The sequence below is a fragment of the Leifsonia xyli subsp. cynodontis DSM 46306 genome, from assembly GCF_000470775.1.
Lineage (GTDB): Bacteria > Actinomycetota > Actinomycetes > Actinomycetales > Microbacteriaceae > Leifsonia > Leifsonia cynodontis.
In genome coordinates, this window is record NC_022438.1 from 1 (window position 1) to 23,124 (window position 23,124).

The following is a 23,124-nucleotide window of genomic DNA, read 5'->3' on the forward strand; positions in this document are numbered from 1 at the left end:
CGAATTTGATCCTCAACCTGTGGACAAGTTACCGTGAGGACCGAAGTTATCCCCAGCCCAACCCAAAAAGGGCGCAGATCGCTCCGGTATCTGCACACGCAGCAGTGGATAACTCTGTGAATAATCATCAGCGGCATCCGTGCCTCAACCGACGCGAGTTCTCCGAGGCCCGGCTCTCGCTCCCGTCGGGGGTGACGGTATCCACACGACACGAAGACGGGGAACGATGGCAGGCGGCGAAGAGTCCATTTCTGCGGCATGGCAGAGCGTGCTCGACAAGCTCGAGACCGATGACCGCATCACCCCGCAGCTGCACGGATTCCTGAGCCTGGTCGAACCCAAAGGCATCATGGCCGGCACCTTCTACCTGGAGGTGCCGAACGAGTTCACGCGGGGGATGATCGAGCAGCGCAGCCGGGTCCCCCTCCTCAATGCGATCGGCACGCTCGACAACACTCTCTCCGTCACGACGTTCGCGATCGTCGTCAACCCGGAGATCCAGCAGGAATTGCTCTCCACGATCGGCGAACCTGAGCCAGCGCTGGCCCCCTACCTGGATGCAGCGGCCCTCGCCGTCGCACCACCGGCCGAGACCCCACTCCGGAACGGCGACACCCGTCTCAACTCCAAATACAGCTTCGACAACTTCGTCATCGGGCAGTCGAACCGCTTCGCCCACGCCGCCGCCGTGGCCGTAGCGGAGGCGCCGGCGAAAGCGTACAACCCACTGTTCATCTACGGGGACTCGGGCCTCGGCAAAACCCACCTCCTCCACGCGATCGGTCACTACGCGATGAGCCTGTACCCGGGCATCCGCGTGCGATACGTGTCGAGCGAGGAGTTCACGAACGACTTCATCAACTCCATCGCCAACAACCGGGGATCGTCTTTTCAGGCTCGATACCGCAACATCGACATCTTGCTGATCGATGACATCCAGTTCCTGCAACGGGCGGTGGAAACACAGGAAGCGTTCTTCCACACGTTCAACACACTGCACGATCACAACAAGCAGGTCGTGATCACGAGCGATCTGCCTCCGAAGCATCTGACGGGTTTCGAGGACAGAATGCGGTCTCGCTTCGAGTGGGGGCTGATCACCGATGTCCAGGTTCCGGACCTCGAGACGCGCATCGCGATCCTGAGGAAAAAAGCCCAGAGCGAGAAGATCCAGGTTCCGGACGACATCCTGGAGTTCATGGCCTCGAAGGTCTCGAGCAACATCCGGGAACTGGAGGGGACGCTCATCCGCGTCACCGCGTTCGCGAGCCTGAACCGGACGCCGGTCGATATGCCTCTCGTGCAGACGGTCCTGAAAGACCTGATCACGCTCGACGACGACAATGTGATCGCACCGACCGACATCATCACCAACACCGCGGAGTACTTCAAGCTCACCGTGGACGATCTGTACGGTTCCAGCCGTTCGCAGGCGGTCGCGACGGCGCGGCAGATCGCGATGTATCTGTGCCGCGAGCTGACCAATCTGTCGCTTCCCAAGATCGGTCAGCTCTTCGGAGGACGGGACCACACAACAGTGATGTACGCGAACAAGAAGATCAGCGAACTCATGAAAGAGCGACGCTCGATCTACAACCAAGTGACCGAGCTCACCAGCAGGATCAAGCAGAACCATCGCTGAGAGAAGCAGTCACTGCTCCGCAGCCGACAGACCGGTACGCCGAGTCGAGTTATCCACAGATCCATCCACAGAGTGGGGACAGCCCGTTATTAACATCTGGGGATAACTTGTGGAAAAGTTCCGGAAAGTCGTCCGATTAATGGGGACGGATTCGGGGGAGCTGTGAGGAGAACGCCTCGTGTGCTCGGACACCGCGGCATTGTGAACAGGCGGATTCCCCAGGCTATCAACACCTCACATCCTTGTTGTTCCCTGTGCTGGCCTGGAATCTCCAGAGTTATCCACAGTTTCCACAGCGGTTAAGAACATTAATCGTTAACTCTTCTCTTAAGCCCCAGGCGATAATCTCAAGGCCCGAGAGAATCACAACCTCCCGGTCTGAGCCCAGGGGCTAGGATTTGTGTCGTTCGTATCCACTTCGCCAGCAGGGAGAGTTCGTGAAGTTCCAAGCCAACCGGGATGTGTTCAGCGAGGCCGTCTCCTTCGCTGTGAAACTTCTCCCGCAGCGCACGACTTTGCCCATCCTCAGCGGAGTGCTCATCGAGACCACGGAAAACGGACTCCAGCTCTCATCGTTCGACTATGAGGTCTCAGCCCAGACCGAGATCGCGGCCGAAGTGGAGGAACCGGGTCGAGTCCTCGTCTCCGGCCGGCTGCTCGCGGAAATCGCGGCCAAACTTCCGAACGCGCCCGTCCAGTTCTCGACGGAAGCGTCGAAGATCACCGTGAAGGCCGGTTCGGCGAATTTCACGCTGCTTTCCATGCCTGTGGAGGAATACCCGAGCATTCCCGATGTCAGCGGCGAAGCCGGACTCGTGCCAGCAGAGGAATTCGCCGAGGCGGTCGCCCAGGTCGGCGTGGCCGCATCCCGGGACGACGTGACACCGGTGATCACCGGTGTTCAGCTCGAAGTGGGCGACAACACCCTCGGGCTCGTGGCGACCGACCGCTACCGTGTGGCTGTCCGGGAGATCGACTGGGACAACGGCACGACGTCAGGCGAGGCCAAGACCGCGCTGGTTCCGGCACGGACGCTCACCGAGATCGGCAAGACGTTCGGGCACTCGGGCACCGTCTCGATTGCGATCACCAATCGCGACGATCGCGAACTCATCGCGTTCACGGCTGAGAGGAAGACGGTCACCTCGCTCCTCATCAAGGGCAATTTCCCTCCGGTCCGCCGGCTCTTCCCCGACCAGGTCGACAACCACGCGGTGATGAACACCGCCGAGCTGATGGAAGCCACCCGACGCGTCTCACTGGTCCTCGAACGGGAAGCCGCGCTCCGCTACACCTTCACCGCCGATGGACTCACGCTGGAGGCGATCGGTTCCGAACAAGCCCAGGCATCGGAGAGCATCGATGCTCTTCTCACAGGACAGGAGACGATGGTTTCGCTGAAGCCGCAGTTCTTGCTCGACGGTCTCGGCGCCGTGCATTCGGAGTTCGTGCGCATCTCCTTCACGAAGACCGAGAATCCCAACAAGCCGGGTCCGGTTCTCATCACGAGCCAGACCTCGAAAGACCAAGCGGGGGCAGACTCCTACAAGTACCTGCTCCAGCCCAACCTGCTCCTGCGATAGGACCCGGTTCCGCATCCACGAGAGAAGAAAGACAATCATGCATATCGGTCTCATCGGTCTCGGACGCATGGGCAACAACATGCGCGCCCGTCTGGAGAAGAAGGGCATCGAGGTCACCGGGTACGACACCAACCCCGCGGTTTCCGATGTCGCTACGCTGGCCGATCTGGTCGCCGCGCTGCCCGCGCCCCGCACGGTGTGGGTGATGGTTCCGGCCGGCCAGATCACCGATTCCGTCATCTCTGACCTCGAGCCCCTGCTGGAGAAAGGCGATCTCGTTATCGACGGCGGCAACTCGAAGTTCACCGAAGACTTCGCACACGCCGCGCTGCTCGCGCCGAAGGGCGTGGATTTCATGGATGCCGGGGTCTCGGGCGGGATCTGGGGGCTGGAGAACGGCTACGGTCTGATGGTCGGCGGTTCCAAAGAACAGATCGAGCGTGTCATGCCGGTTTTCGACGCTCTGCGTCCGGAGGGTCCGCGCGATGAGGGCTTCGTCCACGTCGGGGAGGTCGGTGCGGGGCACTACGCCAAGATGGTCCACAACGGGATCGAGTACGCACTCATGCAGGCGTACGCCGAGGGGTACGAGCTGCTCGATACCCGCAAGGACATCATCAAGGACGTCACCGGCACGTTCAAGGCATGGCAGCGTGGCACGGTCGTGCGCTCCTGGCTCCTCGACCTGCTGGTCCGCGCTCTCGAAGAGGACCCGGAGTTCGAGCACATCGAGGGTTTCGTGCAGGATTCGGGCGAAGGTCGCTGGACCATCGAAGAGGCTCTGAACAACGCTGTCCCCGTTCCCACGATCAGCGCGTCGATCTTCGCTCGGTTCGTCTCGCGTCAGGATGACTCGCCCGCGATGAAGGCCGTCGCCGCGCTGCGCAACCAGTTCGGCGGGCACGCTGTGAAGGCCGTGGACTAACCCTCCTTGAGAGTTACGTACCTCTCCCTGACCGACTTCCGCAACTATCGCACCGCGGAGGTTCCTTTCGCGGCCGGTGCGAATCTGTTCGTCGGCCGCAATGGCCAGGGAAAGACCAACCTGGTCGAGTCGCTCGGCTACCTGAGCGCTCTCGGATCGCATCGGGTGTCGAGCGAACAGGCCATGATCCGCCAAGGGGCTAAGTCCGCCATTGTCCGGGTGCGCATCCAGCACGACGGGCGGGAGCTTCTGGTCGAGGTGCAGCTAAACCGCGGGGCGGCCAATCGTGCTCAGGCCAATCGTGCCGCGATCAAGCCGCGGGAGCTACCGCGGTACTTTTCGAGCGTGTTGTTCGCTCCGGAGGATCTGGCGCTCGTTCGTGGGGAACCCGGTGTCCGCCGGCGCTTTCTGGACCAGCTCCTCATCCAGCGGAATCCGCGTTTGTCAGCGGTGATCGCCGAATACGAGCGGGTGCTGAAACAGCGGAACACTCTGCTGAAGTCGGCGCGCGCGTCCCGTGTCCGTGAGGATCAGCTGGGCACTCTCGACATCTGGGACGATCGGCTCCTGACACTCGGCGCGGAACTCATCACTGCGCGACTCGATCTCGTGGCTCGACTCAGTGATCCCCTTGTCGCGGCGTATCGGTCCGTCGCCGGAGACGACCATCATCCCCGGCTGCTGCCCCAGCTGACCATCCGCGGCGCACGCGTCGAAGACGAGGAGGATGACGACTCCGTCGCCGACATAACCTCCGTAGCTGGCGATACGACCGAGGTGTTCCGTCAGGCTCTCGCCGGTGTGCGCCGCAAAGAGCTCGAGCGCGGTCTCACACTGGTCGGGCCGCACCGCGACGATGTACTCTTCGAGCTGAACGGACTCCCGGCCAAAGGCTATGCGAGCCATGGTGAGTCCTGGTCGTTCGCTCTCGCGCTCAAACTCGCGTCGGCCGAGCTTCTCCGCCGGGAGTCGGTGACAGGCGATCCCGTGCTGATCTTGGACGATGTTTTCGCCGAACTCGATCGGGCCCGTCGCCGGATGCTCGCAACCGCCGTCGCCGGTTACGAGCAGGTGCTCATCACGGCGGCCGTGTACGAGGATGTGCCGGCCGAGCTCGCCGCGCACACCGTCCGCATCGAGGCGGGCGCCATCGTGGAGCCGTCATGAGCGAGGCTTCCAGCGTCTACCTCCGGATGAAAGCGCTCTTCACCGGAACCGTCTCACGATCGCGCCGCAGGCGGGAGGCCGAAGCGGACTCCGCAGCGACTAAGCCGTTCGGAGCCGGCCGGGACCCGCGCGGCCTCGGGGAGGTCGTGGACTCGCTCGCTTCGCAAATGGGCTGGACGAGCGCGCTCGCCAAGTCCGACCTCATGGCGGGCTGGGTGGAGCTCGCCGGTGAGGAGAACGCGAAGCACTCGTATCCGGAGGGGATCACCGATGGCGCCCTCGTCATCCGCTGCGAGACGACGGCCTGGGCCACACAGCTCGGCATGCTGCGAACCGAACTCCTGAGGAAGGCCGCAGAGCGCTTCCCCGATGCGGACATCCAGACGATCCATCTTCGCGGTCCCCACGCCCCCTCGTGGAATCACGGCTCCAGGTCGATTCCAGGGCGCGGTCCGCGCGATACTTACGGCTGAGTGCATAAAAGAAGTCGTCCGAGCGAAGAAAACGCGTCAGACGGGCGATTTCGGGCAATTACTTCCGACATGCTTGGTAGAATGGACAGTCACTGTTGAGTGCGGTCAGGAGCCTAATTTCATATGACGATGGAACCGAACAGGGCCGAGGCGGAACACGACTACGGCGCGAATGAGATCCAGGTCCTCGAAGGTCTCGAAGCCGTCCGCAAGCGACCCGGTATGTACATCGGTTCCACCGGCCCCCGCGGTCTTCACCATCTGGTCTACGAGATCGTCGACAATTCCGTCGATGAGGCTCTCGCCGGTCACGCTGACAACATCGAGGTGACGATCCTGCCGGACGGCGCGGTCCGTGTCTTCGACAATGGACGCGGAATCCCGGTGGACGAGCATCCGGTGCAGAAGAAGTCGACCGTAGAGGTCGTGCTCACTATCCTGCACGCCGGAGGCAAGTTCGGCGGTGGCGGCTATGCCGTCTCCGGCGGGCTCCACGGCGTCGGAAGCTCCGTGGTGAACGCGCTGTCGACACGGCTGGACGTCGAGGTCCGTCGGCAGGGACATGTCTGGCGGCAGAGCTACCGCAATGGTGTTCCGCAGGCGCCGCTCGAACAGGGGGAGGAGACGGAAGCGACCGGAACGACCATCGTCTTCTGGCCGAGCCCGGAGACATTCGAGACCGTCGAGTTCGACTACGACACACTCCGCACCCGCTTTCAGCAGATGGCGTTCCTCAACAAGGGCCTCCGTATCGCGATCACCGATCAGCGCACGGCACTGGGGAGCCTCGAGGGACAGGTGGACGAGGAATCCGAACCCCGGGGCGAGGTGTTCCTCTACGAGAAGGGCCTGACCGACTACGTTCATTACCTCAACGCCGCGAAGAAGGCGGAGGTCGTGCATGACGAGATCATCTCGTTCGAGCTGGAGGACACCGATCGCAAGATCGCTCTCGAAGTCGCCATGCAGTGGACGACGAGCTACAACGAGTCTGTTTTCACCTATGCGAACACGATCAACACCCACGAGGGCGGCACGCACGAAGAAGGCTTCCGCGCCGCGCTCACCACGCTCGTGAACCGGTATGCCCGCGAGAAGAACATCCTCAAAGACAAAGATGACAACCTCTCCGGCGACGATGTTCGCGAGGGCCTGACCGCCGTCATCTCGGTGAAGCTCTCCGAACCGCAGTTCGAGGGGCAGACCAAGACCAAGCTCGGTAACACCGAGGCGAAGGCTTTCGTGCAGAAAGTGGTCGGCGATCAGCTCGCCGACTGGTTCGACCGCAACCCGAACCAGGCCAAAGAGATCATCCGCAAGGCGCTTCAGGCTGCGACCGCGCGCATCGTCGCGCGCAAAGCCCGCGAGACCGCCCGACGCAAAGGTCTGCTGGAAAGCGGCGGGATGCCGGGCAAGCTCAAAGATTGCCAGTCCAAGGACCCGACACTGTCGGAGATCTTCATCGTCGAGGGCGATTCGGCCGGCGGTTCGGCTGTGCAGGGCAGGAACCCGGAGACACAGGCCATCCTCCCCCTCCGCGGCAAGATCCTGAACGTGGAGAAAGCCCGCCTCGACCGCGCGCTCGCGAACAATGAAGTACAGGCGATGATCACGGCCTTCGGCGCCGGTATCGGCGAAGACTTCGACCCGGAGAAGGCGCGCTATCACAAGATCGTGCTGATGGCTGACGCCGATGTGGACGGTCAGCACATCACGACCCTGCTGCTCACCCTACTGTTCCGCTACATGCGCCCGCTCATCGAACTCGGGTATGTGTATCTCGCCCAGCCGCCGCTCTACCGGCTCAAGTGGTCGAACGCCGACGACGAGTACGTTTACTCCGATCGCGAACGCGACGCCTTCCTCGCCGAGGGCCTCGCCGCAGGCAAGCGCATCCCGAAAGACAACGGCGTGCAACGATACAAGGGTCTGGGCGAGATGGACTACAAGGAGCTGTGGGAGACCACCATGAACCCGGAGACCCGCACGCTGCTCCAGGTCACGCTCGACGACGCAGCCGCGGTCGACGAAATCTTCACCACGCTGATGGGCGAGGATGTCGAGTCCCGCCGTTCGTTCATCCAGAAGAACGCGAAGGATGTGCGGTTCCTTGACATCTGACCAATCAGCATCTGATGAGACGGGACTCGCGGGAGAGAACATCGTGACCGACGAAGAGAACGCCGGCGCCGCTTTCGGCATCCACGGCAAGATCGACCAGGTCGACCTGCAATCGGAGATGCAGCGCTCGTACCTCGACTACGCCATGAGCGTGATCATCGGCCGCGCGCTGCCGGAGGTCCGAGACGGGCTGAAGCCGGTTCATCGACGCGTGATCTACGCCATGTTCGACGGTGGATACCGGCCCGACAAGGCGTTCTCGAAGTGCGCGCGCGTCGTGGGCGATGTGATGGGGCAGTTCCACCCGCACGGCGACTCCGCGATCTATGACGCCCTCGTGCGGCTGGTGCAGCCGTGGAGCCTCCGCTATCCGCTCGCGCTCGGTCAGGGCAACTTCGGCTCACCGGGCAATGACGGCGCGGCCGCCCCTCGGTACACCGAGACCAAGATGGCCCCGCTCGCCCTGGAGATGGTCAGGGACATCGACGAGGACACCGTCGACTTCCAGGACAACTACGACGGTCGCACGCAAGAGCCTTCGGTGCTCCCCAGCCGCTTCCCGAACCTGCTGGTCAACGGCTCGGTCGGCATCGCGGTCGGCATGGCCACCAACATCCCGCCGCACAACCTCCGCGAGGTCGCCGAGGGCGCGCTCTGGCATCTCGCCCACCCGGAGGCTTCCCGCGAGGAGCTCCTGGAGGAGCTGATCAAGCGGATCAAGGGACCGGATTTCCCGACCGGCGCTCAGATCCTCGGCGTCAAGGGCATTCAGGACACCTACCGCACCGGCCGCGGCTCCATCACGATGCGGGCCGTCGTGAGCATCGAGGAGATCCAGGGCCGGGTGTGCCTGGTCGTCACGGAACTCCCTTACCAGGTCAACCCGGACAACCTCGCGATCAAGATCGCCGAGCTCGTGAAGGACGGCCGTGTCGGCGGAATCGCGGACATCCGCGACGAGACCTCCGGCCGCACCGGTCAGCGCCTGGTCATCGTGCTCAAGCGAGACGCTGTAGCCAAGGTCGTGCTGAACAACCTCTACAAGCACACCCAGCTGCAGGAGAATTTCGGCGCGAACATGCTGGCGATCGTGGACAATGTTCCGCGTACGCTTGCGATCGACGGCTTTATCACCGCATGGGTGGACCACCAGATCGAGGTCATCGTCCGCCGCACCCGCTTCCGGCTGCGCAAGGCGGAAGAGCGGGCGCATATCCTGCGGGGTTATCTCAAGGCGCTCGATGCGCTGGATGAGGTGATCGCCCTCATCCGCCGGTCGGCGACCGTGGACGAAGCACGCGAAGGGCTGAAGTCGCTCCTGGAGGTGGATGACATCCAGGCCGACGCGATCCTGGCGATGCAGTTGCGCCGCCTAGCCGCGCTCGAACGCCAGAAGATCATCGACGAGCACGGCGAGATCGAGCGTCAGATCATCGAGTTTAAGGCGATTTTGGCGGATTCTAACCGTCAGCGCTCCATCGTCAGCGAGGAGCTGACCGAGATCGTCGACCGCTTCGGCGACGACCGCCGCACCGAGATCATGCTCGGCTTCGACGGCGACATGAGCATCGAAGATCTGATCCCCGAAGAGGAGATGGTCCTCACCGTCACCCGCGGCGGATACATCAAACGCACGCGAAGCGACAACTACCGCTCCCAGCATCGTGGCGGGAAGGGCGTCAAAGGCGCGCAGCTGCGCGGTGAGGATGTGGTCGACCACTTCTTCGTCACCACAACGCACCACTGGCTCCTCTTCTTCACGAACAAGGGCCGTGTCTACCGTGCGAAAGCCTACGAAGTCCAGGAGGCCGGCCGCGACGCGAAGGGCCAGCACGTCGCCAACCTGCTCGCGTTGCAGCCGGACGAGGAGATCGCGGAGATTCTGGACATCCGCGATTACGAGGCCGCCCAGTATCTCGTGCTCGCCACCCGGGATGGACTGATCAAGAAGACGGCGCTCCGCGAGTACGACACCAACCGCTCCGGTGGCATCATCGCGATCAAGCTGCGTGACGAGGACGAACTCGTCTCCGCGCTGCTGGTGCAGGAGGATTCCGACCTTCTGCTCGTCTCCCGCAAGGGCATGTCGATCCGGTTCACCGCGACCGATGAGGCGATGCGACCGATGGGGCGCTCGACCTCCGGTGTGATCGGGATGCACTTCCGCGGCGGCGACAGTCTGCTGGATGCGTCGGTCGTCTCCGACGAGGGGTACGTCTTCGTGGTCACTGAAGGCGGCTATGCGAAGCGCACCGCCGCCGACCAGTACCGCCTCCAGAACCGTGGCGGACTCGGTATCAAGGTCGCCAAGCTGAGCGACGATCGGGGAGATCTGGTGGGCTCCCTCATCGTGGAGGAAGACGACGAGGTCCTTGTGGTTCTTGCTAGTGGCAAAGTGGTACGCTCTGCCGTGGCCGAGGTACCCGCCAAGGGCCGCGACACGATGGGTGTCGTCTTTGCGCGCTTCGCTGAGACCGACAAGATCATCGCTTTGGCGAAAAACACCGAACGCAACCTCGATTCCCAGGTAACTGATGCAGACTCGTCTGCCGACACGGAAACGGTCACCGGGGAGGACGCTGGTGACGGCGGGAAGGAAGAAACCGTAGATGAGCAGTAGCGTCGCCGAGAAGCTCGCGAAGAAGTCGTCGCGACGACCCGCATCCGCCAAGCAGGTGCGGCTCAAGCTCGTTTACATCGATTTCTGGTCGACCGTGAAGCTCTCCTTCCTCGCCGGGATCTGTCTGGCGATCATCGCGATCGTCGGGACGTTCCTCATTTGGACCGTGCTCGACCGTACGGGGATCTTCGACCAGATCAACAGCCTGGTGAAGGACGTCTCCGGCGCGGGTGGCGGAGACCTGCGCTCCGTTCTCGGTCTGGGGCAGATGATGGGCTTTGCGTTCGTCGTGGCCATCCTGGACGTCGTCGTGGTCACAGCCCTCGGTGCCGTGTTCGCCCTCCTCTACAACCTGTCGGTGAAGATCACCGGCGGGCTCCTCGTGGGCTTCACCAACAACTGATCGGCGCGATTTCGTGCCGACGGGCATTTCGGGTATTCTCTTGTCTGTTGCTCATTCGGGGATATAGCTCAGGCGGTTAGAGCGCTTCGCTGATAACGAAGAGGTCCGAGGTTCAAGTCCTCGTATCCCCACCATTCACCATTCCCGGGGCCTTAGCTCAGTTGGTAGAGCGCCTGCTTTGCAAGCAGGATGTCAGGAGTTCGAATCTCCTAGGCTCCACACTTGTTCTCTTTCGGGCGCCCATAAATATGTCGCGCTCCTTCTTCCTGCCTCGAACCGTGTCAGAGACACTGGGCAATGGCCCCGGTAGACCCGGGATCGAGAGACCTCCCTCGATAGACTCAAGCCATGTCCACCGTCTCACCCTTTTCATCTGAGACAGCAGTTCCCCTCCGGTCGGTCGATTTGTTCTCCGGTGCCGGGGGCTTGACCTATGGGCTGACCAGCAGAGGCTTCGATGTATGCCTGGGCTCTGATGTGTGGAAGCCTGCGGCCGAGACGTATCGGGCGAATTTTCCGGGCCACACCTTCGCAGAGGCGGATGTGCGCGACCTCTCGGCTGCAGACCTGATCGCTGCCAGCGGCGGTACGCAACCCGATCTCGTCGCAGGCGGGCCACCCTGCCAGGGTTTCTCTTCGGCAGGGGCACGCTCTATGAACGACGAGCGCAACACATTAGTGGGATGGTACTCACGGTTGGCCGCTGAGGTTCGGCCGCCCGCTATTGTCTTTGAGAATGTCGAAGGATTCCTCACAGCCTCGGAAGGAAAATACGTCGTCGATCTGCTCGACCCACTCATTGAGGCAGGCTATGTCATACGCCTTGAGAAGCTCAATGTGGCTAACTTCGGCGTTCCTCAGCTGCGTAAGCGCGTGCTCGTTATCGCTGCGCTCGGGCGCGTTCCACAGCAAATGCTACCGACGAACAGCGCGTTAGGCGCTCCCGGTGCCTGGAGGGTGGGCCATGGTCTCCCTCCCACTGTGACTGCTGCGGAAGCGCTTGCGAAAGTCTCCACGAGTCGGAGTGATCCCTTGGCTGTCGTCCGAGAGCCCGGTGAGCTTGAGCTGGCTCGAATTCGAGCCCTTGAGCAGGGTAAGACGATGCGCGATCTTCCCGAACATTTGCAGCATCGGAGTTGGGCAGCGCGGGCAAACCGTCGTGTTCGCGATGGGATGCCAACGGAGCGTCGTGGTGGCGCCCCCATCGGTCTGCGTCGATTGCGAGCGGATGAGCCCTCCAAGGGGATCACAGGTGCTGCAATGCGAGAGTTCGTCTATCCCTCAAGGGATCGGACACTCACGCTCCGTGAGGCGGCGGCGCTTCAGACTTTCCCCGACGCGTTCAGGTTCATCGGTACAAAAGCGGATGTGGCCACGATGATCGGCAATGCGATCCCTCCGAAGTTTGCTGCGGAACTGGCCTCAGCAGTGCAGGCTACAGTGGCACAGCCTTTGGATTCCTTAGATCCCGGAATCATCGACTTTCGAAGCACGAACGCTGAAGCGATGAGCCCAGCGCTCGCCCCTGTCGTCAAAATGGTTGACCAGCGTTACAGGGTCGCAAAGTCCGCGCTCGCACTCTTCTAGGTGTGTTTCTCAGGGACGTTGGTCAATCTGCTGATGGGTGGCTGGCTGCCGATGGCGGTGTGGGGCCTGTGGTGATTGTAGGAGTGCAGCCAGGCCGGGAGTGCGTTGCGGCGGGCTGATTCGGAGTTGTAGTGCCGGGCGTATGCCCAGCCGTCGGCGAGGGTGCGGTGGAAGCGTTCGATCTTGCCGTTCGTCTGCGGATGGTAGGGCCGGGTGCGTTTCGGTTGGATGCTGAGCTCGGCGCAAGCGTCGCGCCAGGCGTATGAGCGGTATGCGGAGCCGTTGTCGGAGAGCACCTGTTCGACGGTGACGCCACGGCTGGCGAACCAGCCGACCGCTCGACGCAGAACAGCGATTGCAGTGGCGGCGGTTTCGTCGTCGTGGATCTCGGCGTAAGCGACACGGGAGTGATCGTCGATGACGGTATGAACGAACGCTGTGCCGGTGATCATGTCGCCGGTGATCCCGTGTTTCCCGGTCCGCTTCGCGGTGATGGCCTTGTTCCGCTCTCCCTGGAGACGTCCGACGTAGCGCCAGCCGCCACCGTCGGGGATGTTGCCGAGTTTCTTGATGTCGACGTGGATCATCGATCCGGGATGCTCGTGCTCGTAGCGGCGGGCGGGTTCGCCGGTGCGGACGTCGACGTGGCTGGGCCGATTGATCCGGCACCGGGAGAGGACCGTGTGAACGGTCGAGGCGGGCATGCCGAGCTGGGCGCCGATACCGACTGGTCCCAGCCGCTTCTTCCACCGCAGATGCACGACCTTGCGGACCAGTCTTCGCGGGGTCTTGTTCGGGCTGTGATGCGGCCGTGACGAACGGTCCAGCATTCCCGCCTCGCCCATCTCCACGTAACGACGAGCCCATCGGTCCGCGGTGCGTCAGGACACTCGGAAGTAGGTCGCCGCCGCAGCAACGGACCAGCCGTCGTCGACGACTTGGCGGGCCAGGCGGAGGCATTCGCGAGGAGTCAAAGCAGCATTAGCGTGGGTCACGAGGACCTCCTAAGTCATCGAGTGCAGGGAAACTAGACAGCCCCACTCTCGACCGGGAGGTCCTCACCCATCTATCGCGTCACACCTCAACCAACTGCCCTGAGCAGCACACCTAGGACAGAACCATGGCTTTGACAACGGCACAATCAGCCGCATACACCATGCTGCGTCAGACGTCATCGTCGGGGCAAGCGGTCTCCCTGTCGGAGGACGCAGTTCGAGGATTGATCTTTATCGCTGCGTCCGAATTGGGGCTTGGGGATGTGGTTGACATCCCTCGTGCGGGGGTGCCGAACTTATACGATCCAGAGTTCACTGCGGACTTCGCATTGGACGGTGAAGATCCGCGTGTGCTCTTCGAGCGCGTCATTCGCGCAAACCCTGAGGCGGAGACGTTTATCGCTTGCGCTGCCGCTATCCACAAGGCACGCTTGAAATATCAGCGCGTTCTGTCCAGTCAGCCCCTCGATTCGATGGATCAAGTCGCCCCGAGAGGCCTCCTCCAGTACGGTCAGATGACACCGCACTCGCTGGCGACAATGCTCGTGTGGCGAAAATGGCTTTATGATTTGGACAATAGAGCTGCGCAAGAAACGGGATACCTCTTCGAGCCCGTCATTGCCGGGGCAATTGGCGGTGTCCCCTATTCGGCAGCGAAGAGTCCGGTGCGACGGGAATCCGGCAAGGGAGGCCGCCAGGTCGACAGCCTCAAGGAGCGACGCGCATACGAGATCAAGTTGCGAATGACGATCGCGGCAAGCGGCCAGGGCCGCTGGGGCGAAGAACTGCTGTTTCCCACCGAAGCGAGAATGTCGGGATATGTTCCTGTCCTTGTCGTTCTCGATCCCACTCCGAATCCAAAGCTCGACGAGTTGGTCCGTGCTTTCACGTCCAATGGTGGCGAAGCCTATCTTGGCGATGAAGCGTGGAACCACCTCAAGACCGAGGCAGGGCCAGAGATGGCTGTCTTCTTGGAGAGGTACATACGCGAGCCACTCGATGACATCTATCGCGCGCTCGATGGTGGCCCGCTGCCTGCTCTGTCGCTCACAGACAGAGGAAATGACATCGATATTGCGGTGGGCCGGTCCGTGATCACGATTCGCAGAGACAAAGCCGAGATTTCGTCTGAAAGCCTCGACGCCATCCCGGATGAAGGCGGCGATTTCCTTCCGGGGGTCGACTGAGAGGCCGCCAAATGACGTGCTGGGCATCGTGTTGCGGTTCCTGGTGGACTCTTACTTGAGCAGCCGGGAGAGCACGCGATCCGCCAGTGGTTTTGCCGCTGGTCTGACAGGTCGGGCAGTACTGCAGCGTGGAGTCTGCGAAAATCACCTCGCGGATGGTGTCTCCGCAGACGGGACAGGGTTGGCCCGTTCGCCCGTGAACACGGAGGCCGGACTTCTTCTCGGTCTTGAGTTCCGAGGCGGCGAGGCCGTCAGCACGGGCGAGCGCCTCCCGGAGCGTCGATTGGACGGCGGCATAGAGCCGATCGAGTTCGTCATCGGTCAGAGCGGCGGGCTTGAAGGGGGACATCTTCGCGACATGCAGGATCTCGTCGGAGTAGGCGTTGCCGATTCCGGCGATGAGGCTCTGGTTGCGGAGGACGCCTTTGATCTGGGCACGACCCTGTTCGGCGAGGATGGCGGCGAAAACGTCCCGTGTGAATGCGGGGTCGAGCGGATCGGGTCCGAGCCGGGCGATGCCGGGGACCTCGGCGGGATTGCGGACCACGGAGATAGACAGGCTCTTCTTGGTGCCGGCCTCTGTGATGTCGAGTCCGCTCCCGTCCTCCAACACCAGGCGGGCCGCCAGCGGTCCCTTCGACGGTCGGCCGGTGGGTGCTGGCGGCGGACCCTGACGCCAGCGGACCCAGCCCGCGCGGGCGAGGTGGATGACGAGGTGTAGTTCCCCCGCCGCGATGTCGAGGAACTTACCGTGACGTGAGACGCCGGTGATCGTGGCATCGTGAAGAGCATCAGGTGAGGGATCGAATGTTTTCAGAGCGGCGAACGCGACGACACTGAGCCGATCTATCACATGCCCGCTCAGCCGCTTCTCAAGGTCGGCGGCGAGGGCTGTGACTTCCGGCAGTTCGGGCACGTGCCCATCCTGCCTCCATTCACGGAGATCCGGCAGTAGTGTGACCAGAGTGGATATCAGGATCGCTGCCTATAGCGTCATCGTGGACGGGGACCGTATTCTGCTCGCCCACTGGAACGAGCGCGGCCGATCGGGGTGGACGCTCCCCGGTGGCGGCATCGAACCGGGTGAGGACCCGGTGGACGCTGTGGTGCGCGAGATCGCAGAGGAGACCGGCTTCGAGGCCGAAACGGAGGAACTCCTCGGCCTCGACTCCAAGGTCATCCCGGCCGAGGAGCGGTTCGCACTGCGCTCAGGACCCCTCCACGCGCTCCGGATCGTCTACCGGGCCAGGGTGATCGGCGGCATCCTCACCAACGAAGTCGGCGGTTCCACCGATGAAGCGGCGTGGTTTCCGCTCGACGGCATACCGAGCCACCGCGTCGACCTGGTCGACGCAGCTCTCAGCATGGCCGGGCTGACCCGCGGATGACTGCGTAGCGCCCGGTCGCCGGCGCACCGTGAGCGGTTTCCTTCCGAAAGGGCTGGCGAGGCCGGCGCAGACGCCGCACTCTACTCGGAGACCGGCGGTGTGGTGGGCTCCTCATCGGAGACCCAGAGTTCGTCGTCGGCACGGAATGTCTGCCAGACCGCGTAGAGGAGCCCGGCCGCGGCGATCACACCGAGGCCGACCGCGATGATGGTGCCGCCGTCGGGGCCGGACCTCTGTTTCGCGACCGAAGTGCGGCGGGTGAGCTCCCTGCCGGCCCTTTTGATGTCGCCGGCGAAAGCGGCCGAGCGAGCCGCTCGGGCGTGGTCCACGACCGAGAGCGCGGTGCCGACCGCGGTGCCGACCGCGGGGATGACATCGCCCACGATGCGGTCACGGGCGATGCCGATGTAGCGGTTGGCGCTCGCGCGGGTAGACTCCGCCGCGGGACGCACATAGCTGTCGTAGCCGTCACGGACGCGCGGCGCGATCTCCTCGCGGGTGTAGTGGGCGGCCTGCTTCTTGGCCTCGCTGGCGAGAGCGTTCGCGCTCGACAGCACCTCTTGCTGACGACCCCACAGCTCCTCGGCGCTTCTGCGCAGTCGCTTGAGCTCCTTCTTGCGCTTCCGTGTCAGGCTCATCCTGGACCTCCATTGCGTCGGTGGCGAACTGACTCCATCTTGCCACCGAAAGCCCTGGGGATGGTCCGAGAGCCCGGACCGGGCCCCGGGCTTCCACAGGCCCTGTGCAAGAATTGATGCCATGTCTAAGCACACCGCTGTCGCCACGCTCCACACTAACTACGGAGATATCAAGGTCAACCTCTTCGGCAACCACGTTCCGAAGACGGTCGGGAACTTCGCGGGGCTGGCGACCGGTGAGATCGAGTGGACGCATCCGGCCACGGGCGAGAAGACGAACACTCCGCTTTACGACGGCGTGATCTTCCACCGAATCATCCCCGGCTTCATGATCCAGGGCGGCGACCCGCTCGGACAGGGCATCGGTGGGCCGGGCTACCAGTTCGACGACGAGATCAACCCGGAACTCGACTTCACCCAGCCCTACATGCTCGCCATGGCCAACGCAGGAAGCCCGGGGGGACGCGGCACCAATGGCTCGCAGTTCTTCATCACCGTCGGTCCGACGACGTGGCTGCAGGGCAAACACTCCATCTTCGGCGAGGTCGCGGACGACGCTTCGCGCAAGGTCGTGGACAAGCTCGCCGAGGTCCCGACCGATGCCGGTGACCGCCCGCTCGATGACGTCGTCATCGAGTCGGTCGAGATCGAGCAGGTCTGAGAGCGGACAGGCGGAGCTGAACGATGTCTCAGCCCGTCGGCGTGCCGGTGAGCACCTGCTACCGGCATCCCGATCGTGTGAGCTATGTGCTCTGCCAGCGGTGCGGACGGACGATCTGCGGGGAGTGTCAGACGCCGGCCGCCGTCGGCGTCGTGTGCCCCGAGTGCATGGCCCAGCAGCGCGCCACAGCACCGCGTACGAAACCAGCCTGGCTCACCCGGGCGACCGCGCCGGGCGCCCCGGTCGTCACCTACGCGATCATCGCCGTCTGCGTGGTGGTGTTCCTCTTGCAGAATGCGCCGATCGTCGGCGGGCAGATCATGAACGCACTGGTCTATGCGGGTGCGTACTCCTACCCGTCCGGTTCGCTGTCGCCGCTGATCGCGTTCGAGCCGTGGCGGATGCTCACGTCGCTCTTCGCGCACGCGAACCTCATCCACTTGGCGCTGAACATGTACACGCTGTGGGTCTTCGGGATGGTCCTCGAGCCGATGCTCGGCCGGCTGCGCTACGCCGCGCTCTTCCTCATCGCCGGTTTCGCGGGTTCGCTGGCTGTCCTGCTGATCACTCCTCCCGGTCAGGAGGTGCTCGGCGCCTCTGGCGCGATCTTCGGGATGTTCGGGGCGTTCTTCATCATTCAGCGGCGGCTGGGGGGCAACGCGACGCAGATTCTTGTGCTGGTCGCCATCAACTTGGCGGTCGGCTTCATCCCCGGTCTCAACATCTCTTGGCAGGCACACGTCGGCGGATTCATCGGCGGCCTGCTGCTCGGACTGATCTACGTCGAGACGCGGAAGCCGAGCGGCCGGCGCTGGCAGCTGCCGATCACCGTTCTGCTCTGCGCGCTGCTCATCGTGGTCAGCCTGCTGCATTTCTTCTAAGCGAGCGGGTTCCCACAAACGTGGATAAGTTATCCACAGCCTTATTAACAGTGGGGATAATTACACGGTTGTAACTCTCCACAGGCTTAGAGGTGGTTTCAGTAGTCGTTTTTGGTGAGTTTGCGGGCGCTGGTGATCGCGATTGCTAGAGCGACGAGCGCCGTGATCGTTGAGGCGGTGCGGTCGTAGCGAGTGGCGAGTTTCCGGAAGGCGAGGATCCAGGCCATGGTGCGTTCGACTACCCAACAGTGTTTACCCAGTCACTGTTTGGAGTCGACTCCGATTCGTGCGATGCGTGCCTTGATCCCACGACAACGCAGGTAACAGCGGACGCGGCGGTTGTCGTAAGCCTTATCGGCGTGGAAGATAACCGGGCGGCGTCTGGGCCGACCGCGGCCGACGCCCTTGATCGCGGTGATGTTGTCTAACACAGGTTCCACGAGCATGGAGTCGTGTCGGTTGGCGCCGGAGATCTCCACATGCAGCGGGAGTCCGTTGCGGTCGGTCAGGACATGGTACTTGGTGCCCCGTTTCCCACGATCCGTGGGGTTAGGTCCAGTGAGATCGCCCCCCTTTTCGCCCGGACACTTACGGAGTCCAGGCAGGTTCTTGACCAGTCGATCATGCCAGCCTGGCCGAGTTCGTCGAGCATGATCTTCCGCAGTGCATCCCACGCGCCCGCTTCGGACCATTCACGCAGACGCCGCCAACAAGTGACCCCGGACCCATACCCCAACTCGGGCGGGAGCTTCTCCACGGGATCCCCGTCAGCAGCACGAACACGATCCCAGCGAACACCTTCCGGTCAGGAACCCGAGGCTGCCCAGCCCGCCCATTGACCACAGGCGGCCGAGGCGGAATCAACGGCTCCAGCCGCTCCCACAACATATCCGTAATGAACCGATCCTCAGCAAGCGTCGACACTCGACCAGCATCCCCGCTAACCAGCCACAACAACCACCGCCACGCCGACTACTGAAACCACCTCTTATTAACAGTGGGGAGAACGAGTTCCCCTGGCTCTTAACAGTGTGGATGAGCGCTGTGAATAATTGGCTGGAACCGGTGAGAGCCCGGTCGATCTCGCGGATCGACCGGGCTCTCACCGGCAGCGGAGGCGGCTAGCGCCACCGAGTGGTCATGAGGAAGCCGATGAAGGCGATGCCGAAACCGACGAGGATGTTCCACGGCCCCAGCGCGGGAACCGGGTACTGGTTCTGACTCACGTAGAAGACGATGATCCAGACCAGGCCGAGCAGCATGAAGCCGAACATGACAGGCTTGAACCAGACCGGGTTGGGCGCTTCTTCGCCGGAGGCCAGCGAACTGCGCTCGGGGCGGGCGGAGCGCTCGAGCTTTGTCTTCGACTTGCTGCGTGCCATAGCACACAAGTGTAGCGGGACCGGTCTGAGGGTTTGCTAGTCCGATCGACTGCTGTTCCCGGGGAATACCCGGCTTGCAGACCCCCGGGCATCGTAGAATTTGCTATATGACCACTCCGACCGAGCCCGAACCCGAGCTGCGACGGCCGCGCGGCGGCCGAGCGAGCAGAAGGTCCATGCCGGAGAAGACCCGCCCCGCGCCTCGAATCACCTTCCTCGGGGTCATGGGCGAGATGCTGATCACGGCCGGTGTCCTCGTCGGGCTCTTTCTCGGCTGGCAGCTCTGGTTCAACAATCTGGTCATGGCGGGCAAGCAGACATCGGCAGCGGCCGACCAGAGCCAGCAATGGATCAACGATGCGCTCACGGCCCCAGCGCCCACCTCGACGCCCTCGGAGGACGGAACCATCACCCCGCCTGTGATGACGAAACCGGCGGACTACGAGACCTTCGCGGTGCTCTACATCCCGAGGCTCGGTGTCGAGTGGAAGCGGAGCATTCGCCAGACCGTCGACGTGCAGCGAGTGCTCAACAGCTACACGGCCGGTGTCGGGCACTACGCGGACACGCAGATGCCGGGCGAGATCGGCAACTTCGCCGTCGCAGGGCACGACTCGGGATGGGGCAACGCCTTCATCGACCTGTCGAAGCTGCAGATCGGCGACCGGATCTATGTGCAGACGAAAGACGGCTGGTACACGTATGTGTTCCGCAATTTCGAGTATGTCCAGCCGTCGGCCATCCAGGTGATCGCTGCGGTTCCACGGCATCCCGAGGTGGAGCCGGTGGAGCGGCTGATGACCATCACGACCTGCAACCCGCCCTTCCACGCGGGGGAACGCTTGATCGCATACAACGTGTTCGAGAGTTTCGCTCCCGCTCAAGACATTCCGACTGAGATCGTGGCAGCGGTGAACGGAGGCTGAAAAAATGTATGGAGCTCTCTGGCGCATCCTGCCCGGGCCGATCTGGCTGCGTGTTCTGGTTCTGCTCGTCCTGATGGCGGCGGTGCTTTTCTGCCTTGTGATGTGGGTCTTCCCCTGGGTGGATTCGCTTCTGGGCCCTCAGGAAGGTACCGTGGGGCCGTGACTCGTGTTCTCGTCATCGACAACTACGACAGCTTCGTATACACACTGAATGGCTACCTGCTTGAGCTCGGTGCCGAGACAGATGTTGTCCGCAACGACGACATCCCTGTAGAAAGCCTCACGGCCCGGCTGGCCGAGTACGACGCTGTGCTCGTCTCACCCGGCCCGGGCAAACCCTCGGACGCCGGTGTGTCCATTCCGGCTGTGACAGCAGCCTTCGAGAGCGGGCAGCCGCTGCTCGGCGTCTGCCTCGGACACCAGGCCATCGCGGAGGCCTTCGGTGGCGTCGTCACCAACGCAGAAGAGCTGATGCACGGCAAGACCTCGTTGGTCGAGCACGACAGCAGCACTCTCTTCGACGGGGTCCCCCAGCCTTTCACAGCGACGCGCTATCACTCTCTGGCGGTCGTGGACGGCACCCTTCCCGAGGAGCTCGTTGTCACCGCGCGCACGCTGGGCGGTGTCATCATGGCACTGCAGCACCGGACCGCGGCGATCTACGGGGTGCAGTTCCACCCGGAGTCGGTGCTCACCGAGGGCGGCTACCGAATGCTGGGCAATTGGCTAGAGGTGGCCGGGCTCACCGGCGGGGCGGGACAGCGCGTTCGCTCAACCCGCGCGTCAAGCACAGCTTGACACACCCGTTCCGCTGAGCCCTCCGCTCAGCTTCCGGTGCAGTAGGTCAGTTCGACCGTGGTGCCCTGAGGAACGTCGCCAGGAGTCACGGACTGGGTGCGCACCATCGGCGCGCCCTTGTCCTGCGGGCAACTGGGGTCGGCCTTCGGTTGCGCCGTGAGCCCCAGCTGCTGCAAGACGCCGGTGGCTGCCGATATCGACTGACCGGTGAGATCGGTCAGAGTGACTTTGCCGCTGGAGACCGTGAGCGCGATGGAGTCACCCTCGTGCGCGGAGCCGCCCGCGGCCGGAGTGGACGACAGGACGATGTTCGCGCCGATCGTTGCCGAGCTCTCGGTCGTCGTCGGACCGAGAGCGAGCCCGGCGGCTTCGAGGGCGGCTTTCGCCGCATCCACCGTCATGTTGTGAACATCGGGTACGGTCACCGTCTTCTTGCCGGAGGAAACGAAGAGATTGATGGTGTCGCCGGTGGCCACGACGATGCCGGGGGCAGGATCTGTGCGCATGATCTGGCCCTCGGGATAGGTGGAACTCGTCTCGGTCGTCTGTGTCCACTTCAGCCGGAGGCCCTCGAGCTGCTTGGTGGCGGCGTCGAGCGTCTGGCCGGTGAGGCTCGGCACCTCGCGGGAGGTCTCGGGCATGGTCACACTCGGTGCGAGGCGGAGCACCCACGCGAGCACGGCGACGATGACCACCGCCATGACCGCGACGCCCGCCCAGATCCAGATGACCGGGGGACGGCGCTGCGTCCTGGTCATCGTCTGGTCCTCCGCCAGCTGGCGAAATGCCGCCTCCGGGCCGGAGACCGCGCTCGGCGGGGCGCCGAACAGTGTCTTGGAGAATTTGTCGGTCTCTTTTTGGTGCGGGACACGGCCGGCGACGGCCTCTTCGAGATGGGTGCGGAACTCCGCAACGGTCTGGAAACGATCGAAGCGGTCTTTGGCGAGGGAGTGCGCCACCACGGCATCCATCGCCGGTGACACCTTGGGATTGATCGTGCTTGGGTCGACGGCGGTCTCGCTCACATGCTGGTAAGCGACCGCCACCGGGGTATCGCCGCGGAACGGCGGTCGACCGGTCAGCATCTCGAACAGCACGACACCGGTCGAGTAGAGGTCGGTGCGTGCGTCCACGGACTCGCCCTTGGCCTGCTCGGGCGAGAAGTAGCTCGCGGTTCCGAGCACGGCGGTCGTCTGGGCGACTGTCGCCGAGGAGTCGCTGATCGCGCGGGCGATGCCGAAGTCCATGACTTTGACCTGCCCGGACTTGGCGATCATCACGTTGCCAGGCTTGATGTCGCGGTGTACGACGCCGGCGCGGTGCGAGTACTCGAGGGCCGTGAGGATGCCCTCGGTGATCCGGACAGTCTCTTCGGTCTCGAGTGTGCCGGCTTTGATGAGGTCCTTCAGGAGCACGCCGTCGACGTACTCCATGACGATGAAGGGCAGCTGCGCTTCGTGGCCGTCGGCCTCGCGGACGGTCTCCTCGCCGGCGTCGAAGACCCGGACGATCGTCGGGTGCGCCATACGCGCCGCTGCCTGGGCCTCCTGCCGGAACCGCGTGCGGAACGACGGGTCGGTTGCCAGCGACGGTTTGAGGAGCTTGATGGCGACCGTGCGGCCGAGGCGGGTGTCCGTTCCCCGGTGGACGTCCGACATCCCACCACGCCCGATGAGTTCGCCCACCTGATATCGGCCTGCGAGCAGGCGGCTATCTGGGCTCAAAGCGAACTCCTTCCGGCGGGTGG

At 63.3% G+C, this 23,124-nt stretch carries 19 protein-coding genes, 2 tRNA genes and 3 pseudogenes; 18 read left to right on the forward strand and 6 right to left on the reverse strand.

Features of this window, described 5'->3' with window-relative positions; all coding sequences use genetic code 11:
- The first annotated feature begins 226 nt into the window (after positions 1 to 226).
- The 11 genes from dnaA to O159_RS13535 all read left to right on the forward strand — a co-directional run bounded on the left by dnaA (position 227) and on the right by O159_RS13535 (position 12,521).
- Positions 227 to 1,642: a chromosomal replication initiator protein DnaA gene (gene dnaA / locus O159_RS00005; protein ID WP_043993383.1), complete on the forward strand. Its 1,416-nt coding sequence runs from the start codon at positions 227 to 229 to the stop codon at positions 1,640 to 1,642.
- A gap of 437 nt (positions 1,643 to 2,079) precedes the next feature.
- Positions 2,080 to 3,225 carry a DNA polymerase III subunit beta gene (gene dnaN / locus O159_RS00010; protein WP_021753733.1) on the forward strand — a complete coding sequence of 382 codons (1,146 nt, stop codon included), beginning with the start codon at positions 2,080 to 2,082 and terminating at the stop codon, positions 3,223 to 3,225.
- Between the two features lie 37 nt (positions 3,226 to 3,262).
- Positions 3,263 to 4,150, forward strand: a complete 888-nt coding sequence (gnd, locus tag O159_RS00015; RefSeq protein ID WP_021753734.1) for a phosphogluconate dehydrogenase (NAD(+)-dependent, decarboxylating) — start codon at positions 3,263 to 3,265, stop codon at positions 4,148 to 4,150.
- A 6-nt stretch (positions 4,151 to 4,156) separates the two neighbouring features.
- Positions 4,157 to 5,317, forward strand: a complete 1,161-nt coding sequence (gene recF, locus O159_RS00020) for a DNA replication/repair protein RecF (protein ID WP_021753735.1) — start codon at positions 4,157 to 4,159, stop codon at positions 5,315 to 5,317.
- The gene (locus O159_RS00025; protein WP_021753736.1) at positions 5,314 to 5,790 is read left to right on the forward strand and encodes a DUF721 domain-containing protein; all 477 of its coding nucleotides are present in this window, start codon (positions 5,314 to 5,316) and stop codon (positions 5,788 to 5,790) included. The genes recF and O159_RS00025 overlap by 4 nt, the downstream gene beginning before the upstream one ends.
- A gap of 123 nt (positions 5,791 to 5,913) precedes the next feature.
- Entirely contained in the window at positions 5,914 to 7,911 is a 1,998-nt protein-coding gene (gene gyrB / locus O159_RS00030; protein WP_021753737.1) for a DNA topoisomerase (ATP-hydrolyzing) subunit B, read from the forward strand.
- A gap of 43 nt (positions 7,912 to 7,954) precedes the next feature.
- The gene (gene gyrA / locus O159_RS00035) at positions 7,955 to 10,531 is read left to right on the forward strand and encodes a DNA gyrase subunit A (RefSeq protein ID WP_021753738.1); all 2,577 of its coding nucleotides are present in this window, start codon (positions 7,955 to 7,957) and stop codon (positions 10,529 to 10,531) included.
- Positions 10,521 to 10,934: a DUF3566 domain-containing protein gene (locus tag O159_RS00040; RefSeq protein ID WP_021753739.1), complete on the forward strand. Its 414-nt coding sequence runs from the start codon at positions 10,521 to 10,523 to the stop codon at positions 10,932 to 10,934. The genes gyrA and O159_RS00040 overlap by 11 nt, the downstream gene beginning before the upstream one ends.
- 57 nt (positions 10,935 to 10,991) lie before the next feature.
- Positions 10,992 to 11,068, forward strand: a tRNA-Ile gene (locus tag O159_RS00045).
- A gap of 12 nt (positions 11,069 to 11,080) precedes the next feature.
- Positions 11,081 to 11,153: transfer RNA gene (locus O159_RS00050), tRNA-Ala, on the forward strand.
- A 129-nt stretch (positions 11,154 to 11,282) separates the two neighbouring features.
- Positions 11,283 to 12,521 (forward strand): DNA cytosine methyltransferase, encoded by a 1,239-nt coding sequence (locus O159_RS13535; protein WP_081689766.1) that lies wholly within the window; start codon positions 11,283 to 11,285, stop codon positions 12,519 to 12,521.
- Here the strand turns inward: O159_RS13535 and O159_RS00060 are convergent.
- Positions 12,518 to 13,516, reverse strand: a pseudogene (locus O159_RS00060) (IS481 family transposase). The gene O159_RS13535 and the pseudogene O159_RS00060 overlap by 4 nt on opposite strands.
- 125 nt (positions 13,517 to 13,641) lie before the next feature.
- On the opposite strand from O159_RS00060, the gene O159_RS00065 reads away from it, so the two are divergent.
- Positions 13,642 to 14,703 carry a restriction endonuclease gene (locus O159_RS00065; protein ID WP_144267480.1) on the forward strand — a complete coding sequence of 354 codons (1,062 nt, stop codon included), beginning with the start codon at positions 13,642 to 13,644 and terminating at the stop codon, positions 14,701 to 14,703.
- Positions 14,704 to 14,754: 51 nt separating this feature from the next.
- On the opposite strand, the pseudogene O159_RS13540 reads toward O159_RS00065, so the two are convergent.
- Positions 14,755 to 15,619, reverse strand: a pseudogene (locus O159_RS13540) (Fpg/Nei family DNA glycosylase).
- Between the two features lie 49 nt (positions 15,620 to 15,668).
- Between O159_RS13540 and O159_RS00075 the strand changes: the two are divergent.
- A complete protein-coding gene (locus O159_RS00075; RefSeq protein ID WP_021753746.1) occupies positions 15,669 to 16,091 on the forward strand; it encodes an NUDIX hydrolase in 423 nt (140 codons plus the stop codon).
- A gap of 80 nt (positions 16,092 to 16,171) precedes the next feature.
- On the opposite strand, the gene O159_RS00080 is transcribed toward O159_RS00075, so the two are convergent.
- Positions 16,172 to 16,729 (reverse strand): hypothetical protein, encoded by a 558-nt coding sequence (locus O159_RS00080; protein WP_021753747.1) that lies wholly within the window; start codon positions 16,727 to 16,729, stop codon positions 16,172 to 16,174.
- Between the two features lie 121 nt (positions 16,730 to 16,850).
- Between O159_RS00080 and O159_RS00085 the strand changes: the two genes are divergently transcribed.
- Complete coding sequence (locus O159_RS00085; RefSeq protein WP_021753748.1) at positions 16,851 to 17,390, forward strand: peptidylprolyl isomerase; 540 nt, start codon at positions 16,851 to 16,853, stop codon at positions 17,388 to 17,390.
- A gap of 23 nt (positions 17,391 to 17,413) precedes the next feature.
- On the forward strand, positions 17,414 to 18,271 hold the full coding sequence (locus O159_RS00090; protein ID WP_043993385.1) for a rhomboid family intramembrane serine protease: 858 nt from the start codon (positions 17,414 to 17,416) through the stop codon (positions 18,269 to 18,271).
- Positions 18,272 to 18,369: 98 nt separating this feature from the next.
- Here the strand turns inward: O159_RS00090 and O159_RS13545 are convergent.
- Positions 18,370 to 19,228 (reverse strand): annotated as a pseudogene (locus tag O159_RS13545) (IS5 family transposase).
- Positions 19,229 to 19,392: 164 nt separating this feature from the next.
- A complete protein-coding gene (locus tag O159_RS00100) occupies positions 19,393 to 19,653 on the reverse strand; it encodes a cell division protein CrgA (RefSeq protein ID WP_021753751.1) in 261 nt (86 codons plus the stop codon).
- Between the two features lie 107 nt (positions 19,654 to 19,760).
- Between O159_RS00100 and O159_RS00105 the strand changes: the two genes are divergently transcribed.
- The 3 genes from O159_RS00105 to O159_RS00115 are packed head-to-tail and all read left to right on the forward strand — an operon-like array spanning position 19,761 to position 21,377.
- Positions 19,761 to 20,579, forward strand: a complete 819-nt coding sequence (locus O159_RS00105; RefSeq protein WP_236609501.1) for a class E sortase — start codon at positions 19,761 to 19,763, stop codon at positions 20,577 to 20,579.
- Between the two features lie 4 nt (positions 20,580 to 20,583).
- On the forward strand, positions 20,584 to 20,742 hold the full coding sequence (locus O159_RS14785) for a hypothetical protein (RefSeq protein ID WP_043993386.1): 159 nt from the start codon (positions 20,584 to 20,586) through the stop codon (positions 20,740 to 20,742).
- Complete coding sequence (locus O159_RS00115) at positions 20,739 to 21,377, forward strand: anthranilate synthase component II (protein ID WP_021753753.1); 639 nt, start codon at positions 20,739 to 20,741, stop codon at positions 21,375 to 21,377. The genes O159_RS14785 and O159_RS00115 overlap by 4 nt, the downstream gene beginning before the upstream one ends.
- 26 nt (positions 21,378 to 21,403) lie before the next feature.
- Here the strand turns inward: O159_RS00115 and pknB are convergent, their stop codons facing one another.
- A complete protein-coding gene (gene pknB / locus O159_RS00120; RefSeq protein WP_144267482.1) occupies positions 21,404 to 23,101 on the reverse strand; it encodes a Stk1 family PASTA domain-containing Ser/Thr kinase in 1,698 nt (565 codons plus the stop codon).
- Positions 23,102 to 23,124 lie beyond the last annotated feature (23 nt).

What these genes read in the sequence shown, in the direction of transcription:
- dnaA (WP_043993383.1), top strand. Translation starts at nt 227, where the DNA reads ATGGCAGGCGGCGAAGAGTCCATTTCTGCGGCATGGCAGAGCGTGCTC.
- gnd (WP_021753734.1), top strand. Translation starts at nt 3,263, where the DNA reads ATGCATATCGGTCTCATCGGTCTCGGACGCATGGGCAACAACATGCGC.
- O159_RS00025 (WP_021753736.1), top strand. Translation starts at nt 5,314, where the DNA reads ATGAGCGAGGCTTCCAGCGTCTACCTCCGGATGAAAGCGCTCTTCACC.
- gyrB (WP_021753737.1), top strand. Translation starts at nt 5,914, where the DNA reads ATGACGATGGAACCGAACAGGGCCGAGGCGGAACACGACTACGGCGCG.
- O159_RS00040 (WP_021753739.1), top strand. Translation starts at nt 10,521, where the DNA reads ATGAGCAGTAGCGTCGCCGAGAAGCTCGCGAAGAAGTCGTCGCGACGA.
- O159_RS13535 (WP_081689766.1), top strand. Translation starts at nt 11,283, where the DNA reads ATGTCCACCGTCTCACCCTTTTCATCTGAGACAGCAGTTCCCCTCCGG.
- O159_RS00065 (WP_144267480.1), top strand. Translation starts at nt 13,642, where the DNA reads ATGGCTTTGACAACGGCACAATCAGCCGCATACACCATGCTGCGTCAG.
- O159_RS00080 (WP_021753747.1), bottom strand. Translation starts at nt 16,729, where the DNA reads ATGAGCCTGACACGGAAGCGCAAGAAGGAGCTCAAGCGACTGCGCAGA.
- O159_RS00085 (WP_021753748.1), top strand. Translation starts at nt 16,851, where the DNA reads ATGTCTAAGCACACCGCTGTCGCCACGCTCCACACTAACTACGGAGAT.
- O159_RS00090 (WP_043993385.1), top strand. Translation starts at nt 17,414, where the DNA reads ATGTCTCAGCCCGTCGGCGTGCCGGTGAGCACCTGCTACCGGCATCCC.
- O159_RS00100 (WP_021753751.1), bottom strand. Translation starts at nt 19,653, where the DNA reads ATGGCACGCAGCAAGTCGAAGACAAAGCTCGAGCGCTCCGCCCGCCCC.
- O159_RS00105 (WP_236609501.1), top strand. Translation starts at nt 19,761, where the DNA reads ATGACCACTCCGACCGAGCCCGAACCCGAGCTGCGACGGCCGCGCGGC.
- O159_RS14785 (WP_043993386.1), top strand. Translation starts at nt 20,584, where the DNA reads ATGTATGGAGCTCTCTGGCGCATCCTGCCCGGGCCGATCTGGCTGCGT.